At 31.9% G+C, this 13,241-nt stretch carries 21 protein-coding genes; 14 read left to right on the forward strand and 7 right to left on the reverse strand.

Features of this window, described 5'->3' with window-relative positions; all coding sequences use genetic code 11:
* Nucleotides 1–8 precede the first annotated feature (8 nt).
* The gene (locus ACSVDA_RS24040) at nucleotides 9–101 is read left to right on the forward strand and encodes an IS3 family transposase (RefSeq protein ID WP_485886873.1); all 93 of its coding nucleotides are present in this window, start codon (nucleotides 9–11) and stop codon (nucleotides 99–101) included.
* Between the two features lie 268 nt (nucleotides 102–369).
* On the opposite strand, the gene ACSVDA_RS24045 is transcribed toward ACSVDA_RS24040, so the two are convergent.
* On the reverse strand, nucleotides 370–1,074 hold the full coding sequence (locus ACSVDA_RS24045; RefSeq protein ID WP_485886841.1) for a choice-of-anchor L domain-containing protein: 705 nt from the start codon (nucleotides 1,072–1,074) through the stop codon (nucleotides 370–372).
* A gap of 316 nt (nucleotides 1,075–1,390) precedes the next feature.
* Between ACSVDA_RS24045 and ACSVDA_RS24050 the strand changes: the two genes are divergently transcribed.
* The 5 genes from ACSVDA_RS24050 (at nucleotide 1,391) to ACSVDA_RS24070 (ending at nucleotide 3,799) form a co-directional block, all read left to right on the forward strand.
* On the forward strand, nucleotides 1,391–1,645 hold the full coding sequence (locus ACSVDA_RS24050; protein WP_485886843.1) for a transglycosylase SLT domain-containing protein: 255 nt from the start codon (nucleotides 1,391–1,393) through the stop codon (nucleotides 1,643–1,645).
* Between the two features lie 9 nt (nucleotides 1,646–1,654).
* The gene (locus ACSVDA_RS24055) at nucleotides 1,655–1,858 is read left to right on the forward strand and encodes a hypothetical protein (protein ID WP_485886845.1); all 204 of its coding nucleotides are present in this window, start codon (nucleotides 1,655–1,657) and stop codon (nucleotides 1,856–1,858) included.
* A 135-nt stretch (nucleotides 1,859–1,993) separates the two neighbouring features.
* Nucleotides 1,994–2,128, forward strand: a complete 135-nt coding sequence (locus ACSVDA_RS24060; protein WP_485886846.1) for a hypothetical protein — start codon at nucleotides 1,994–1,996, stop codon at nucleotides 2,126–2,128.
* Between the two features lie 33 nt (nucleotides 2,129–2,161).
* Entirely contained in the window at nucleotides 2,162–2,353 is a 192-nt protein-coding gene (locus tag ACSVDA_RS24065) for a nucleotide modification associated domain-containing protein (RefSeq protein WP_485886875.1), read from the forward strand.
* Between the two features lie 390 nt (nucleotides 2,354–2,743).
* Complete coding sequence (locus tag ACSVDA_RS24070; RefSeq protein ID WP_485886848.1) at nucleotides 2,744–3,799, forward strand: beta-propeller fold lactonase family protein; 1,056 nt, start codon at nucleotides 2,744–2,746, stop codon at nucleotides 3,797–3,799.
* A gap of 227 nt (nucleotides 3,800–4,026) precedes the next feature.
* Here the strand turns inward: ACSVDA_RS24070 and ACSVDA_RS24075 are convergent, their stop codons facing one another.
* Entirely contained in the window at nucleotides 4,027–4,650 is a 624-nt protein-coding gene (locus ACSVDA_RS24075) for a hypothetical protein (protein WP_485886850.1), read from the reverse strand.
* Between the two features lie 167 nt (nucleotides 4,651–4,817).
* On the opposite strand from ACSVDA_RS24075, the gene ACSVDA_RS24080 reads away from it, so the two are divergent.
* From ACSVDA_RS24080 to ACSVDA_RS24095, 4 genes are all read left to right on the forward strand, one after another.
* Nucleotides 4,818–5,027 (forward strand): hypothetical protein, encoded by a 210-nt coding sequence (locus ACSVDA_RS24080; protein ID WP_485886852.1) that lies wholly within the window; start codon nucleotides 4,818–4,820, stop codon nucleotides 5,025–5,027.
* Between the two features lie 321 nt (nucleotides 5,028–5,348).
* A complete protein-coding gene (locus tag ACSVDA_RS24085) occupies nucleotides 5,349–5,951 on the forward strand; it encodes a hypothetical protein (protein WP_485886854.1) in 603 nt (200 codons plus the stop codon).
* Between the two features lie 338 nt (nucleotides 5,952–6,289).
* The gene (locus tag ACSVDA_RS24090) at nucleotides 6,290–6,778 is read left to right on the forward strand and encodes a cohesin domain-containing protein (RefSeq protein WP_485886877.1); all 489 of its coding nucleotides are present in this window, start codon (nucleotides 6,290–6,292) and stop codon (nucleotides 6,776–6,778) included.
* Nucleotides 6,779–6,915: 137 nt separating this feature from the next.
* A complete protein-coding gene (locus ACSVDA_RS24095) occupies nucleotides 6,916–7,116 on the forward strand; it encodes a LexA family protein (RefSeq protein ID WP_485886856.1) in 201 nt (66 codons plus the stop codon).
* A gap of 25 nt (nucleotides 7,117–7,141) precedes the next feature.
* Here the strand turns inward: ACSVDA_RS24095 and ACSVDA_RS24100 are convergent, their stop codons facing one another.
* Together ACSVDA_RS24100 and ACSVDA_RS24105 are read right to left on the reverse strand one after the other, a co-directional pair.
* Nucleotides 7,142–7,462, reverse strand: a complete 321-nt coding sequence (locus tag ACSVDA_RS24100; protein WP_485886858.1) for a hypothetical protein — start codon at nucleotides 7,460–7,462, stop codon at nucleotides 7,142–7,144.
* 98 nt (nucleotides 7,463–7,560) lie between these two features.
* Nucleotides 7,561–8,241, reverse strand: a complete 681-nt coding sequence (locus ACSVDA_RS24105) for a M23 family metallopeptidase (RefSeq protein ID WP_485886860.1) — start codon at nucleotides 8,239–8,241, stop codon at nucleotides 7,561–7,563.
* A 129-nt stretch (nucleotides 8,242–8,370) separates the two neighbouring features.
* Here ACSVDA_RS24105 and ACSVDA_RS24110 point away from each other — a divergent pair, with 129 nt between their 5' ends.
* Nucleotides 8,371–8,985, forward strand: coding sequence for an RNA polymerase sigma factor (locus ACSVDA_RS24110; protein ID WP_485886862.1), 615 nt, complete (start codon nucleotides 8,371–8,373; stop codon nucleotides 8,983–8,985).
* Nucleotides 8,986–9,647: 662 nt separating this feature from the next.
* Nucleotides 9,648–10,433, forward strand: coding sequence for a sulfotransferase family protein (locus ACSVDA_RS24115; protein WP_485886864.1), 786 nt, complete (start codon nucleotides 9,648–9,650; stop codon nucleotides 10,431–10,433).
* 325 nt (nucleotides 10,434–10,758) lie between these two features.
* Here ACSVDA_RS24115 and ACSVDA_RS24120 read toward each other — a convergent pair whose 3' ends face one another.
* Nucleotides 10,759–10,992 (reverse strand): YolD-like family protein, encoded by a 234-nt coding sequence (locus ACSVDA_RS24120; protein ID WP_485886865.1) that lies wholly within the window; start codon nucleotides 10,990–10,992, stop codon nucleotides 10,759–10,761.
* A 126-nt stretch (nucleotides 10,993–11,118) separates the two neighbouring features.
* Here ACSVDA_RS24120 and ACSVDA_RS24125 point away from each other — a divergent pair, with 126 nt between their 5' ends.
* On the forward strand, nucleotides 11,119–11,289 hold the full coding sequence (locus ACSVDA_RS24125; protein WP_485886867.1) for a hypothetical protein: 171 nt from the start codon (nucleotides 11,119–11,121) through the stop codon (nucleotides 11,287–11,289).
* A 630-nt stretch (nucleotides 11,290–11,919) separates the two neighbouring features.
* Nucleotides 11,920–12,318 (forward strand): hypothetical protein, encoded by a 399-nt coding sequence (locus tag ACSVDA_RS24130; RefSeq protein WP_485886869.1) that lies wholly within the window; start codon nucleotides 11,920–11,922, stop codon nucleotides 12,316–12,318.
* Nucleotides 12,319–12,660: 342 nt separating this feature from the next.
* Here the strand turns inward: ACSVDA_RS24130 and ACSVDA_RS24135 are convergent, their stop codons facing one another.
* Both ACSVDA_RS24135 and ACSVDA_RS24140 read right to left on the reverse strand, forming a co-directional pair.
* Entirely contained in the window at nucleotides 12,661–12,906 is a 246-nt protein-coding gene (locus ACSVDA_RS24135) for a hypothetical protein (protein ID WP_485886871.1), read from the reverse strand.
* 248 nt (nucleotides 12,907–13,154) lie between these two features.
* Nucleotides 13,155–13,241: IS3 family transposase (locus tag ACSVDA_RS24140; RefSeq protein ID WP_485883345.1), on the reverse strand; the 87-nt coding region annotated here is incomplete at its 5' end.

Below are 13,241 nucleotides of genomic sequence, written 5' to 3' on the forward strand. Positions count from 1 at the left end.
ATGACTACGTGCATTGGTTTAACCATATTCGTATTCATAGCACACTAGGTTATGCAAGTCCTATTGAGTACAAAAATAAACACCTTAAGAAAATTGTCTAGTTAGGTGTTGACAGTCCATATGGTTAGTAAAAGGTCTTATAAATAATATACAAGTAAGCATCCTATTTAGGGTGTTTTTTATTTTGTGGATAATGAAGTAACTTGTGGGTAAGTGTGTGAATATTTTGAAAATATAAAATTAGTGATAAATAGATGATTAATCAATATTAGAATATATTAAACAATTAAAAGCTTGAGAACAAATATGCCACAAGCTTTTTTGTATGACCATTGATCAGTTTCAGAAACTACTCATCAATAGCTTTATTTAGTCGTCTTCACAACCTTCAATTCTTAAGTTATCAAGAAAAACGGCACTATCGAATGTTGCGTCTCCACCGTCTGCAATGAGAAATGATATTGTAGTAGTCTCACACCCAAAATGCGACAAGTCAATAGAAGAGGTCATAATATTTGTTGTAACAGCATTGTATGTTACATCATTAGGGGTTGGAAATGGAGGAGATGGATTTTCGCTAGTGCCTGTAGGTGCATTTGAAAAAGGAGCGGCACTGATGTCGTTAACTTCAGATCCATCAGGTAATCTAGCAATATTTTCTGTGCGAATTGAGGTTGTTACATTAGCCTGAAAAATGTCTAGAAATTCTAGAATCAGATTCGGATTTTCTTCGGTAGCAAATTTCCAATCAAATGAGAGCTTTCCGGGCTTCTTTGGTAACTTAAAAACAAATGCAACGATAAAAATATCGAAGTTACTCCCTATAATTATACCTTCAGTATCAGTTGAAACAAATGTAGGTGCAACTCCTGGTGCTTGCTTAGCATTTCCGTTACTTAATAAGACAAATTTTTTTCCGTTTGTGGGAAAGCCTTGTAGTGGTTTTGAAAAAATCGCAGCCTGTTCTGGTTGACCAATGATAATAGAATTGACTAAACTCCTTTTTCTAGTAGAGCGTGATATCATTGCTTTTGCTAGATCATTAGCTGAAGGATTAGAAGATTTCTTTGTCATACATGTCACCTCCTTATTAGTAATATATGCATTTATTATTATTCTTCTTGTACATTTGAGGAACTAGATCAGGGAAAAGAAAAAGGTAATGTAAATTAATCATTTTTTAAAAAAGTAGGTTCATGGGGAATGGGAAGTATAAATACAAGCCTGTTGTTAAAAACGTCCACTACCCAACTATACTAACTCCATGAATATAAATATGAAAAATTAAACTAGTTAGTTAAAACTTTAAAAGATAAAGAAATACTCATCGACAATTTACAAGATCAACTATCAATACAACAATCAGAAAATGAAAGCGAGGTGAAACAAGATGGATTCTTATTTTATGAAAAAGTTCCACTTGAAGAAGAAGTTCAAAAGTATATTTTTAAAAAAATCGAAAAGTAATGGCCTTAAGTATGAGTTAGTTCTCTCGGTAATTAAAAAACAGTCAAATTTTGATACTCTTGCAGTAAGCTACAATGGTTCAAGTGTGGGATTAATGCAAATTAACCGAAACAATACTCTAGAATGGCTAGTTGGAAAAGCTGGAATAGAAAATGTAGATCCGTTTAACTCCTATTAGTCTATAAAGATGGGAACATGGTATTTAGGTTATTTAAAGCAGTATTGGATTGAACAAGGGTATTCAGAGGAAGATTCAACGAAAGCTGCTTTGTTAAGCTATTTAAAAGGAAAGTCAGGTAGCATAAATTACATAAAGGAAAATGGTTTAAAACACGATTATTTATATAAAATAATTAAATATAAAAATGAATTAGTTGAAGGAGGGCGTTAAATGTTTAAAGTAGGAGATGAAGTTATATACCAACCTACAGGGGAGTGTGCAAAAGTAGTAGAAATAGACACTAAACACCGGCAAGTAGGTCTCCGATTTTAGGATAATGGAAGTAGAGTAGTAGAGGAGCATATTGTGGGATTAATAGAAAAGAAGAATGATATAGAACAGATTCCATCATCTAATATCCAATCACATAAAGTCATTTTAGACAATCTTCATGATACATACAAACGAAAAAATTCAGACTATGGGGATAGCTTTGCATAGCTGTTTCAAGACTACGGATTTCTTTCATCATTAATTAGATTAGATGATAAGATGAAGCGATTGAAGCAGCTTCATAACAATACGGCACAAGTAAAGGATGAAAGTATGACAGATACCCTCCTCGATTTAGCTAATTATGCAGTTATGTCAGTAATGGAATTGAATAAAACAAAAGTGATATTGGTACCTCATGATCTACGAACTGACAGAGTTGAACAATTCTAAATAAAATAACAGTTTTATTTAGAATTTATTTGAAATAGTTAGACCATAGTTGGAAAAAAGGAGTGTAAAGATATTGAATAAAATTGAAGGTATCAAAACAGTAGAAATTAATGGTGGGGCAAGTCTAGGGAGATTCTCGATTATGGAAGTGCGATTAAAAGGCGTAGAAGGTATATATCTTGGAACTAAGTAAATTTCTTGTGACGAATTAAAAGAAAAAGGTGTGATTAAGCGTTCAAACTCCTTTGGTAAAGCAGAAAAATGGCTAAACACCAAGGAAGGTATCGAGTGGGTAAGTATAGCAAAACATCATCAAATATTTTAATACACGTAGTAGGGAATATTAAGATAACATACACTGAACTAAAAGAATTAATGGAGGTCTGTAAAATGACATTAGCTTTTGTTGTGATTAGTTCAGGTACAGTATCAGTTTTAGATACGAAAACTCACGCTGTAATTGGAACTATAACAGTAGGGAATAGCCCAGATGCTATAGCAATTACCCCAGATGGGAAATTAGTTTATGTTGTGAATTCTAGCTCTAACAATGTGTCTATAATAGATACTAAGACACAATCAGTTATTGCCACGGTACTTGTTGGAAATAACCCAGTTGCAATAGCAGTCACTCCCGATGGAAAACAGGCTTTTGTAGTAAATGGTGATGTAGCAGTTGATTCTTCCATAACAGTAATTGATACAAAGACACACTCTGTTATTTCAACTGTAAAAGTAAGTGATTTAGGCATGTTTGCTAATTCAATATCTATTACCCCAGATGGGAAATTAGTTTATGTTCTAAATAGTGGAGCAGGTGCCCTGTCGACCGTATCAGTATTTGATGTTAAAACACAAAGTTTGATTGCCACGGTACCAGTAGGAGCACGTCCGTCAAGAGTAGCCATATCACCTGATGGGAAGTTGGTATATGTTGTAAATCAAAGTGTGATGAGTAATAGTATTTCCGTAATTGATACGAAAACACATTCAGTGATTGCTACCATTCCAACAGGAACTCTTCCCAGTGATGTTGCCATTACCCCAGATGGGAAGCTAGCTTATGTAACAAATATTAATAGTAATGAAATTGGCACAGTTTCAGTAATCGATATAAAAACACACTCAGTTATCTCTACAATCCCAATAGGTTTTTTAGATGATAGACCCAGTAACTTAGCAATTTCATCAGATGGGAAACTAGTTTATGTTACGACAACTAATGGAAACATGGTCACAGTTATTGATTCAAAAACACATTCAATATTAGCGAATATCCAAGTAGGGGGTGGTCAGAGCTTTGTCGCTTTTACACTGGATGGGGAATTAGCATATGTAGGTAATAGTACTGATGGCACTGTATCGGTAATCGATGTAAAAGTACATTCTGTGATTGAAACAGTTTCTGTAGGGTCTAATCCTCGATCTATTGTTTTTACACCATGAGAAGGTAAATATTTTCGTTTTTTTCATATACTTTCGACTAAGTTAAACAGGATAATATTAATGATGATTATTTAGAAACTGAAGATAACATTAAGTTGAAATCCTTTTAAATAAGACACATATTTTAAGTGGATTTAAAGATAATAAAAACCTCAGTTGAAGATTTTACTAACAACCAAGGTTTGAATGGAAGTAAGCTTTTAATTCAAAAGGAAAATAGGTTGAAATTAATTATTTTCAGTCGAGCACCCTGTAAACTCTACAACCAAATCAACATTTAATATAACAATTTGCCGACCACAAAAATCGGTTGAGAGATCGGTGACAACATCATAACCACCTACTCTAAAACAATCACGACAAGGTGGCTTTTGCCCACATGTAAAATCTATGATTTGGTCAACACATTTTGTTATATCACAACAAATAGTGCATGGTGTATTGGAAATATCCAATGTGATTCCATTTATTGGTTTTAACTCACCGAAGTTTGCATGCATTCTAGCACACCCAACAAGACGTACAGCTTCAATATCAACAGGACATTCTAAAGTACCATTACAAGGATTGTTGACTACTCCAGTTGTTTGGAATGTTTCTAAACAACAATCCAATTCACTAAAGTCAAATGATATACAAATGTTTTCTATACCTGATAAACGAAATCCGTCGGGTACTACACTCGTACAACAAAATGAAATTACATTATTACAATCATCTTGTTGATTGACAACTAATGAAGGGACGACATCTCCGTTACTATTGACAGTAATTGAATATCTTTGATCATCTTTAGGTAATTCGGTGTCTTGCTCATTAAAATGTTTAATTTCAATATTAGATCTTTCCATCAATAACCACTCCTTTTTTATTAATCATTAAATAACATATGTACATTTACCTGATATGCTTGGACGATTACCATTAGGTAAACAAAGAGATTTATAGGGAGTGTGTTATAGGAATCAATATGGCAATCATTCTAAATAAAAATGAAGTAATTAATGGGAGTGATTAAATGAAAATAATAGTAAATAATTACACGAATTTAGTTGTTGAGGACGAAGAAGGAAATGTATTGTTTCAATGGCTACCGAAGAAAGAAGAGAATGTGGAAAAAGTAATTAATAAGTGTTTCAAAGTTAATCCAAATGAAGCTTTGCATAAAAAGTTAGAAGAAGGATTCAAAGTTATGGGAGTACCAGCAAATTATTTTACAACCAAATAAAACTACCATTTTATTAAATTGATATACCCAGGTGAAATCTATTGGGATGGTGATTGGTACTGTAGTAGAGTCAAAATAGGAAGTTGATCATGACTAATACGAGACAAGTGGTTTTGCACAAAGGTAATTCAAATGATCATGAAGCACTCTCTATTATCACAATATATGAGCCTGGTATTACATAGCAGCAAGTAAAGATAGAGAATCCCTATATCCTGTCAGTTTACCGAATATAGGAATAAGTTATTTGCTCTAGTTGTTGCTATAATATTACTCGTAATAGATAGTTAACGCGTTCGTGAAAAGGGTGTGGATTAATCAATGAAAAAAAGAATTTTATTATTTACTACTTTAGTAACTCTATTCCTTATTGTTCTTATTTCTACATACACAAATAAAAGTACCATACAAATAGAAAATTATAATGGTAGTAAATTAAATATCGGAGTAATTGGAACTAAACCGAATACTCAATTCAACAACGTAATATTCCACCAATTAGAGTTGCAAGATATTGGAGAAAATAAGCAACAATATGATGCTTTTATGTTAACAGAAGAGGTCTTTCAAGAGGCATCATTACCGGAAAACAAAGGAGTATTTATTAGAGAAAATTTAAAAACCCCTATATTCTTTATAGGCCTCTACAAACCCTATTGGATATTTGCATATGATTATGGAAAGACTTATAATGAGGAACTTTCATATGACTATATGGGTCACACACAAGGGTTCTTAATGATGGAAGATGGAAGTATACGGACTTGGACTATATCTTTGAACAATTATGAAAAAAATGAAGAAAACATTTATGATATGTATTTAAAACTATTTAGCCTAATCGAAGATATTAAAAATGGAAATTTAGCCAATCCGATTAATGATGATCCAAACACCATAATTAGGTATGAAAATTATTATTGAAGGTGACTGTTCCATCTTTAATGAACTCGTTCCTGTTCATCTAATATAAGGACTAAAGTATTTTGAACATGCAACAAATGATACATATTATCTTTTTTATTGCGTGTCATTAATAATCGTCTTCCTTCATCATATAAAACAAAATGATTATTGAGGTTACTAAGGGCTGAAAACAGCCCTTTTTTCATTTGTAATCTGAAATGTTAAATTTACAATAAAAGCTACATTTTATTAACATGAAACATTCAAAAATTGATGGAGAAATAATAAAAGATTGATTTTATAGTAATAAGCCCTACTTTAATATAGGGCTATATACTCTTCTTCATTCCACAATTATTACACTCACGTATGCTTACGATGACACTCTTTTTGACTTTGTAAGTGCTTCAGCGGACGAAGGGTTAGATTTCTATTATACCGAAGAAAACTCAGCAAATACATTCCGTTACATTCTTGCGAGTCAAGGACGTGACTACGGTATAAGTGAGGATGCCGTCTTAGTAACTCTAACATTTAGAGCTAGAGCTGTAGAAGGAATAGGAAAAATTATCGTTGAAAATGGACTAGTGGCTGATAGTGATGGTATTGAATATACACCTACATTATCAGAAGTAGATATAACAGTAACATTGGCTGACCCTGATGTGAACAATGATGGTGAGTATACACTTGGTGATCTTGCTATTGCTTCATATGACACGGAAGTGCCTAGCGAAGAAGTAAGTGATAAAGATTCAGATGTAAATGCCGACAGAGAAGTTAATAAAACAGATTTAAACGCTATTGTTCAAGCTATCTTAGACGCTGAAAACGGTAACGCGTAATAGATTATAAGATTACCCCACTCTTTATAGAGTGGGGATTTCTTATTTTGCATTTTTTAGGCTAGGAAAAACAAATATATGTTCGTTTATAATGTAATTAAATGCAGTTAAAAGGAGCATAGATTATGTTATATGAAATGACCAAAATAGAAAAAAAGATGTTAGACAAAGAGCAACTAGTATTAAAAGCGATAAAAAAGCACCAAGAGCTTTATAATTGTTCTCCTAGTATCAGGGAGATCAGAAGGATGACAGAAATAAAATCGTTAGCTACTGTATATGATTCTCTACAAAGGTTGCAGGAAAAAGAAGTATTAATCTGGCAGAATTTAGATTAACGAGACAAGGGATTATCTAGATTAATTAAAATTGTGTTCCATATCCCTCATAAGTAGCTAACCAGTATGATCCAAATCCATCTTCTTCTATCCATTCTGTTTTTGTTAAATCAAATTCCCCGCAATACCCGTCCCAAGAACAATCAAATGTTGTTTTTGGTATGTCAGCATCACGATCGAAGAATTTTTTTGTAACTTTAACCCATTTTGTAGGAGAAACTAATAAATGTGCTTCTCCTTCCACTGCTCTAGCTGCTACAGCAGCATTTGATACGTATGGGATACTCCCAAAAATAGATGCTGTTAATGTTAATACAGTTACTGTTTTTAGAGTTAACTTTTTCATTAAATAACCACTCCTTAGTTTTGGTTTGTTTTAAAAAATAGAAGGTAACAATCTATTCTAGTTAATTGGTCCTATCAAAATGAATACTTTTAAACTTTCTAGAAATCTATCCAGTCCTCTGGATCAATAGGTGTAGATCCTTTTAGTAGTTCAAAATGTAAATGTATATTTGTTGCTTTTCCGGTAGCACCCATTACACCGATCTTATCTCCTGCTAAGACTTTTTGACCTTCTGATACAGAATCCGATGCCAAGTGTTGATAGCGAGTTGTGTATGTTGTACCATTAATTTTATGTTCTATATCAACATAGTTCCCTCTTTCGGATTGGTAGCCAATATATGCCACTGTCCCACTTGCACTTGCAAGAATATCAGTTTTACTACTTGATACATCTATCCCATTATGCTTTGCTACTTTACCCGTAATTGGATCAGTTCTCTCTCCATAAGGACTTGTCACGGTATAACTAGAGCTACTAAGTGGAACTCCAAAACCATCTACTAAAATCCACTTATCACCTAACCAAGTTTTTATCTTATACCAATCTCCATCTTGATCAACTACATCAACTGTTTGAGGTGAAACCGTTGCACCAGTTTTGCTGTAAAAGTTTGCATTGTTGAAAAGTGGTGTTTCTTCCGTCAAAGTTAATTCACTTACAGCAGCAAGATTAATAGACATAGGTTTTACATCCGCAAGGTTTGCAGCAAGTGCATTACTGACTCCTGATAAAGCGATACTTGTTGCTAAAAATCCAACTACTAATTTTTTGTTCATAAAATCTCCTCCTTAAATTTTCATATGTAAGACGAATGAGTTCAATTTTTGTCACGTATTTTTTTAATAAAATTCTAAAAAATACAAAATGTGTAAATGTTACTGTTTTTTTGTTAGAATAAAGCGTTAATGTATAGTAAATTTGACTGGTTAATAACTATTTTTTTTTGTGAAAACATTGTAGGAAATTTATTAGAGGGTGAAATAATTAGTATGCCACGAAATAATATTGTAGAAATACTTCTCCTATACGATCAATATAGCAGTCGTATTTTGAAATTTATATTTGTACTTACTAAAGATTACTATGCTTCCGAAGACTTAACACAAGATACATTTATTAAGGCCAGCAAATCGTTATCTCAACTAAAAAATAAAGAAAAAATTGAGACTTGGCTATTTCAAATTGCCCATAATTTTACAATGAATTATATAAGAAGAAAAAAATTCAATGTTTTAGAACGTTTAAATCCACTTTCAAGAGAAAAAAAGATTAATCCTTCAACAGAGAGAGCAATCATTATCAATGAAAATTGTAAGGAATTGTATGATGCTCTTAATAAATTAAAACCAACGTATCGTAAAATTATAACGCATAGAACAATTGAAGAATTATCTATTACAGAAACAAGTAATGTTTTGAGTTGGTCTGAAAGCAAAGTTACATCTATTTTATCAAAACCAATAAAAGCCCTTGGAACCGAATTAGAAAAAGGAGGATATGTTTATGAGCAATCATCATAAAGAATATCCTTTAAAGATATGAAATCCTTGGATGATGGAATACAATGGGGTACACAAAAACAACTTGAATGTACTCGCGCAATACACAAATTGCACATATTCTTTATTGGTGAGATGAGCCGTTTTTTATCGTACATTTCGCCTAGAAATATATTTTAGGGCACTCAAATTAGTGCTTGTTAAACGATTTAACAAGAGTGGGTGATTTCTTTATGAAGAGAATTTCTCTATTTAGGATGACTGTTTGATTAAATTCTCAAATGCTAATGTATAGAACAAACTGATTTTTTATTTTTTTGAGAAGGTTGAGAATCAATTTTCTGAGAAATTATATTAAATCTAAATATTAGGTCAACCATTTTGTTAATGAACAAGTTTTTAACGATGAAATCAACCTTGTAGAAGAGCATAATTAATATTTAATAGTGATAAAAAAATCAAATAAGCCATGACTAAACGCATAAATAGTGTATAACATATGAGTCAAACCAATTGTAGTAAAGGTTTTGACTCTTTGTAAGGTTACTTAAGTTGAAATTATGGAAATAAATTAAAAATGTGATTTTATAAATATGAAAATTTGTTATATAGGCAAGAACACTTTCCTTTTTGTTTGCTTATCATATATTGATAGCAGATTAAATTGAAAGAGTGATATTCTTATGGATGATTCTTATATTAATAAAAGGAATAACCAGGAAGATCAAAAGTTAATTTTTGTAATTGGTACAGGTCGTTCAGGAACTCATTGGATTGGCTACCTTTTAAAAAAGCATCCTAACATACATGTCACCGTTGAAAAACCGGAAATTTTTCAAAAGGTAACAAACATGGCATTAAATCCAACATTAAAAAATGAGATATTTCCACAACTCGTAACCTTATATAAGGAGGAACTTAAAAATACTTTTCCTATGCACTATGCTGATAAAAGTCATCCTAATTTGTGGCATGCTGTTGAATTATCCAATGAATTCCCACAAGCTAGGTTTATAGCTATTTATCGTAATCCTTATGCAACGATCGCCAGTATGTTAAAACATAATGGCGTCCGTGTATGGTATAATAAATGGAGGGAATTTCCTATTCCAAACAATTTCTTGGGTATAACTAAAGAAAACGTCAAAGAGTTTGAAAAGATGTCGTTACCAGCTAAATGTGCATTAAGGTGGCAAGCTCATTATAATCAACTTAATGAATTAACAACGATATTAAAGGAAAGAATTCATGTTATTTCATATGAAAAACTCATTATGCAACATAAATTCGAAACAAATAGATTAAAAGATTTCCTCAATTTAACTGATGATTTCCCACCTATTGATATAAAAAAAGAATCAATTGACAGGTGGAAAACCGAGCTTTCACTAAAGGTTTACAATGAGATTAAAGAAGTTCTAGGGTTTGAAGGTGATAAGTTTAATATTAGGAATGATAATGTTGATTGATGATATGAGAGACTATAAATAGGTGAATTATTGATGGAAATAAGTAGGTTAAAATAATGTTAGATTACATTCCTAAAACTATAGAACTATCTAAGTGGAATGTATTAACATTTTACTCAAGGTTATTGATGAATCTAGATACTCCTTATTTGTGTTCTATTGTGTAAAATTAACGAGTGGATTTTCAAGAGTATGTGCAGTTGTAGCATTAGAACAAGTATAACGACAAAACAGCTCTACAAAGAAGGTGGGGCTGTTATATTATTTGCACGTTTATTATGTCCTCGAATTTAATTCGGTGTATATCTTCAAATTTATCGACTACTCATATATGTTTGTTGAGCTGATCTACAAAATGAATATGTCCCATGCACGGTTTAAACGCTCCATCCTCAAAATACGTTACAGTCACTTCTTGTGTAAACTCCATAGCCATCAGGATTGTACTGTTTATTTCCTCTATCTCATGCTCATCTAATACAGGCTTTTGCATCTTATAATAATCAGCCTTTGCTTTTTTCATCATCTTCATATGTTCCGGTTGTATAAATGCAGGCATTCATTTCATTATTCCTCTATCTTTCAAAAGTATCACCTCTGTATTTATTATATACGAGAATACGTTCGAATAATAAATCGGATTAGAATGTATGTTCGTATATGATAAGACCAAAGGATGCTTGGAATGCGAGACTTATTAAGAAAAGCAGATCAAAAGGGGATTATTACACAAAGAGCAATTAGGGTGATGGATGTAGGTAAGGAAACTGTAGTTGTTTATTGTTTTTTAAGAAATAGAAAAAGATCGTTTAGATTAGATAATATATTATTAGCAACTGTGAAGGCAGACAGGTAGAGAAAGCACTCCTAAAAGTATGTTTATTATGAGAGAGGAATACTCCCTATTCGCAATAAATGGATAGGGAGTAGTTTGAGAGTTTAACTAAACCCTCCCTGATCGTACATGAATGGAGGAGACATCAGGGAGGGGAGAGTGATAATAAAGGGTGTACTTTTATTTTATATAAGTTATGTAAGTTATGCTTGTATAAATGTGCCGGGTCAATTTAATTAATTTTATGCAACCCAATGGACATTGTGTACATTATGGTACAGCGATATAAGCGAGTTTCTCATCTGGAGTGAAATTAATAAACACAATGATTAATGTGTTTCTCACACTTATAGATACAGAAAAAACCACAGAACCAATCTGTGGTTTTACTTTTTTATATTAATATAATTAACTTTTTAAAAGAACTCTATCTACATGATATAAAAAAATGAAATATAAGTCTATATCTTTTTTTTTATTTTGAGAAAATAGGATTGTGCACAAATAAACATAACGTTATGAAATAAAAACGATAATACCTATCCTGTTTAATTTTGATCCTTGAATTTACGAGGTGTAATCAGGATTCTATTAGAATCTAAAAAAACTAAATACAACTTAATCGAGTTCGAAGATAGCGAGGGAAGTAAAGTGGAGTGGGAAAGATGGATGCCAATGTTTGACGTTTCTCCAAACATTTACAATGAATCACTAAGTGATAGTGAAGAGGGGTTTTCTTTAAGATTCAGTGATGAATATGGAAGAAATAGTTTTTTTGTAAAATTTGAAGTAGGTGTATTATCTTATGCTAATACAGATAGAGGTACTTTAATTCATATGTTAGATTATCTATATCAAAAATATGAGGAGTCGTTTTATTGTGAATGGTCTTTATTTAAAGTGAAAAAGTCGACTTATTTAAGCAGATTTCTTGAAGAGAGTTCGGGTATATACGAAGCAAGTTCAGTAACACATTATGTATTCTTAACATTAAATGATGTAATTGAAGTATTATCAACATACCCTCCAAGCTTTACAAAAGTAGGTTAATGACAATTTATATATGAATTATAAAGTTTGAGGAGGTGTTTTTTCATGATGAATACAGATTTACTCAATAGCTTGTTTCACTGGTATTTCTATGACAACATGAGATCTTTGAGAAAAAACGAAAAGAGATTAATAGAAAATAACAAAATATCCTTCCAAGTAAAGCGAGGGTACATTAGAGGATTACAGGTTGCTCTATACCTCTTAATCTCAACTATATTGTGGATTATTGTTATACATATTATGTATACATAATAGAAAAAACGTTTCTTTAATTATTATCATATAGAAAAGTCCACTCTATAACTCAATCTCTGAGTTATAGAGTGGACATCTTTGTTTTTATTCGTCCCACCATATGTAACATGTTCCGTTTTCCACTTTATCACATTTCCAATATTCTGAAAGGCCGTTATCACGTTGAACATATGCAGTTTGTGTGGCGTTGTCGTATGTTATAGTTGCGTCGGGAAATAATTCTCTTATTGGGACATACTCTCCTGCTGCACTAGCTGTAGTTCCTAACATACCTATTAACAAACCTAGGGATAAAATTGAAGAACTTGCAATTTTAGTTAGCTTTTTCATTTAAATCTCCTCCTTAGATTAATTACATATGTAAGACGAATGAAATTGAAATTTATCACACTTTTTTGTGAAATTTTTTAAAAAATATAATATTTTCATTGATTAGTATTTTGTCTGTATATCAATGAATACCATATGCAAATCTAGTTTACATAATAGCAATTATCGGTAGCTGCCAGGAATTGCACGACTCTAAATAGCAAAGGACTGTACCAGTGATCTGAACCCAAAAAGTTAGACACAGATATTTAGGCAGCTACTAGTGCATGATTTCGGTATTGAATCGGACTCATGCCTTTTAGTTTTGCCTTAATCCGTTTGTGATTATAGTAATA

This window comes from Cytobacillus sp. Hm23, assembly GCF_051842895.1.
In the GTDB taxonomy this organism is placed as follows: Bacteria; Bacillota; Bacilli; order Bacillales; family SM2101; genus Nanhaiella.

What these genes read in the sequence shown, in the direction of transcription:
- ACSVDA_RS24100 (WP_485886858.1), bottom strand. Translation starts at nt 7,462, where the DNA reads ATGAAAAAGTTAACTCTAAAAACAGTAACTGTATTAACATTAACAGCA.
- ACSVDA_RS24070 (WP_485886848.1), top strand. Translation starts at nt 2,744, where the DNA reads ATGACATTAGCTTTTGTTGTGATTAGTTCAGGTACAGTATCAGTTTTA.
- ACSVDA_RS24125 (WP_485886867.1), top strand. Translation starts at nt 11,119, where the DNA reads ATGCGAGACTTATTAAGAAAAGCAGATCAAAAGGGGATTATTACACAA.
- ACSVDA_RS24105 (WP_485886860.1), bottom strand. Translation starts at nt 8,241, where the DNA reads ATGAACAAAAAATTAGTAGTTGGATTTTTAGCAACAAGTATCGCTTTA.
- ACSVDA_RS24110 (WP_485886862.1), top strand. Translation starts at nt 8,371, where the DNA reads ATGTATAGTAAATTTGACTGGTTAATAACTATTTTTTTTTGTGAAAAC.
- ACSVDA_RS24050 (WP_485886843.1), top strand. Translation starts at nt 1,391, where the DNA reads ATGGATTCTTATTTTATGAAAAAGTTCCACTTGAAGAAGAAGTTCAAA.
- ACSVDA_RS24080 (WP_485886852.1), top strand. Translation starts at nt 4,818, where the DNA reads ATGAAAATAATAGTAAATAATTACACGAATTTAGTTGTTGAGGACGAA.
- ACSVDA_RS24095 (WP_485886856.1), top strand. Translation starts at nt 6,916, where the DNA reads ATGACCAAAATAGAAAAAAAGATGTTAGACAAAGAGCAACTAGTATTA.
- ACSVDA_RS24085 (WP_485886854.1), top strand. Translation starts at nt 5,349, where the DNA reads ATGAAAAAAAGAATTTTATTATTTACTACTTTAGTAACTCTATTCCTT.
- ACSVDA_RS24120 (WP_485886865.1), bottom strand. Translation starts at nt 10,992, where the DNA reads ATGCCTGCATTTATACAACCGGAACATATGAAGATGATGAAAAAAGCA.
- ACSVDA_RS24075 (WP_485886850.1), bottom strand. Translation starts at nt 4,650, where the DNA reads ATGGAAAGATCTAATATTGAAATTAAACATTTTAATGAGCAAGACACC.
- ACSVDA_RS24135 (WP_485886871.1), bottom strand. Translation starts at nt 12,906, where the DNA reads ATGAAAAAGCTAACTAAAATTGCAAGTTCTTCAATTTTATCCCTAGGT.
- ACSVDA_RS24115 (WP_485886864.1), top strand. Translation starts at nt 9,648, where the DNA reads ATGGATGATTCTTATATTAATAAAAGGAATAACCAGGAAGATCAAAAG.
- ACSVDA_RS24045 (WP_485886841.1), bottom strand. Translation starts at nt 1,074, where the DNA reads ATGACAAAGAAATCTTCTAATCCTTCAGCTAATGATCTAGCAAAAGCA.
- ACSVDA_RS24055 (WP_485886845.1), top strand. Translation starts at nt 1,655, where the DNA reads ATGGGAACATGGTATTTAGGTTATTTAAAGCAGTATTGGATTGAACAA.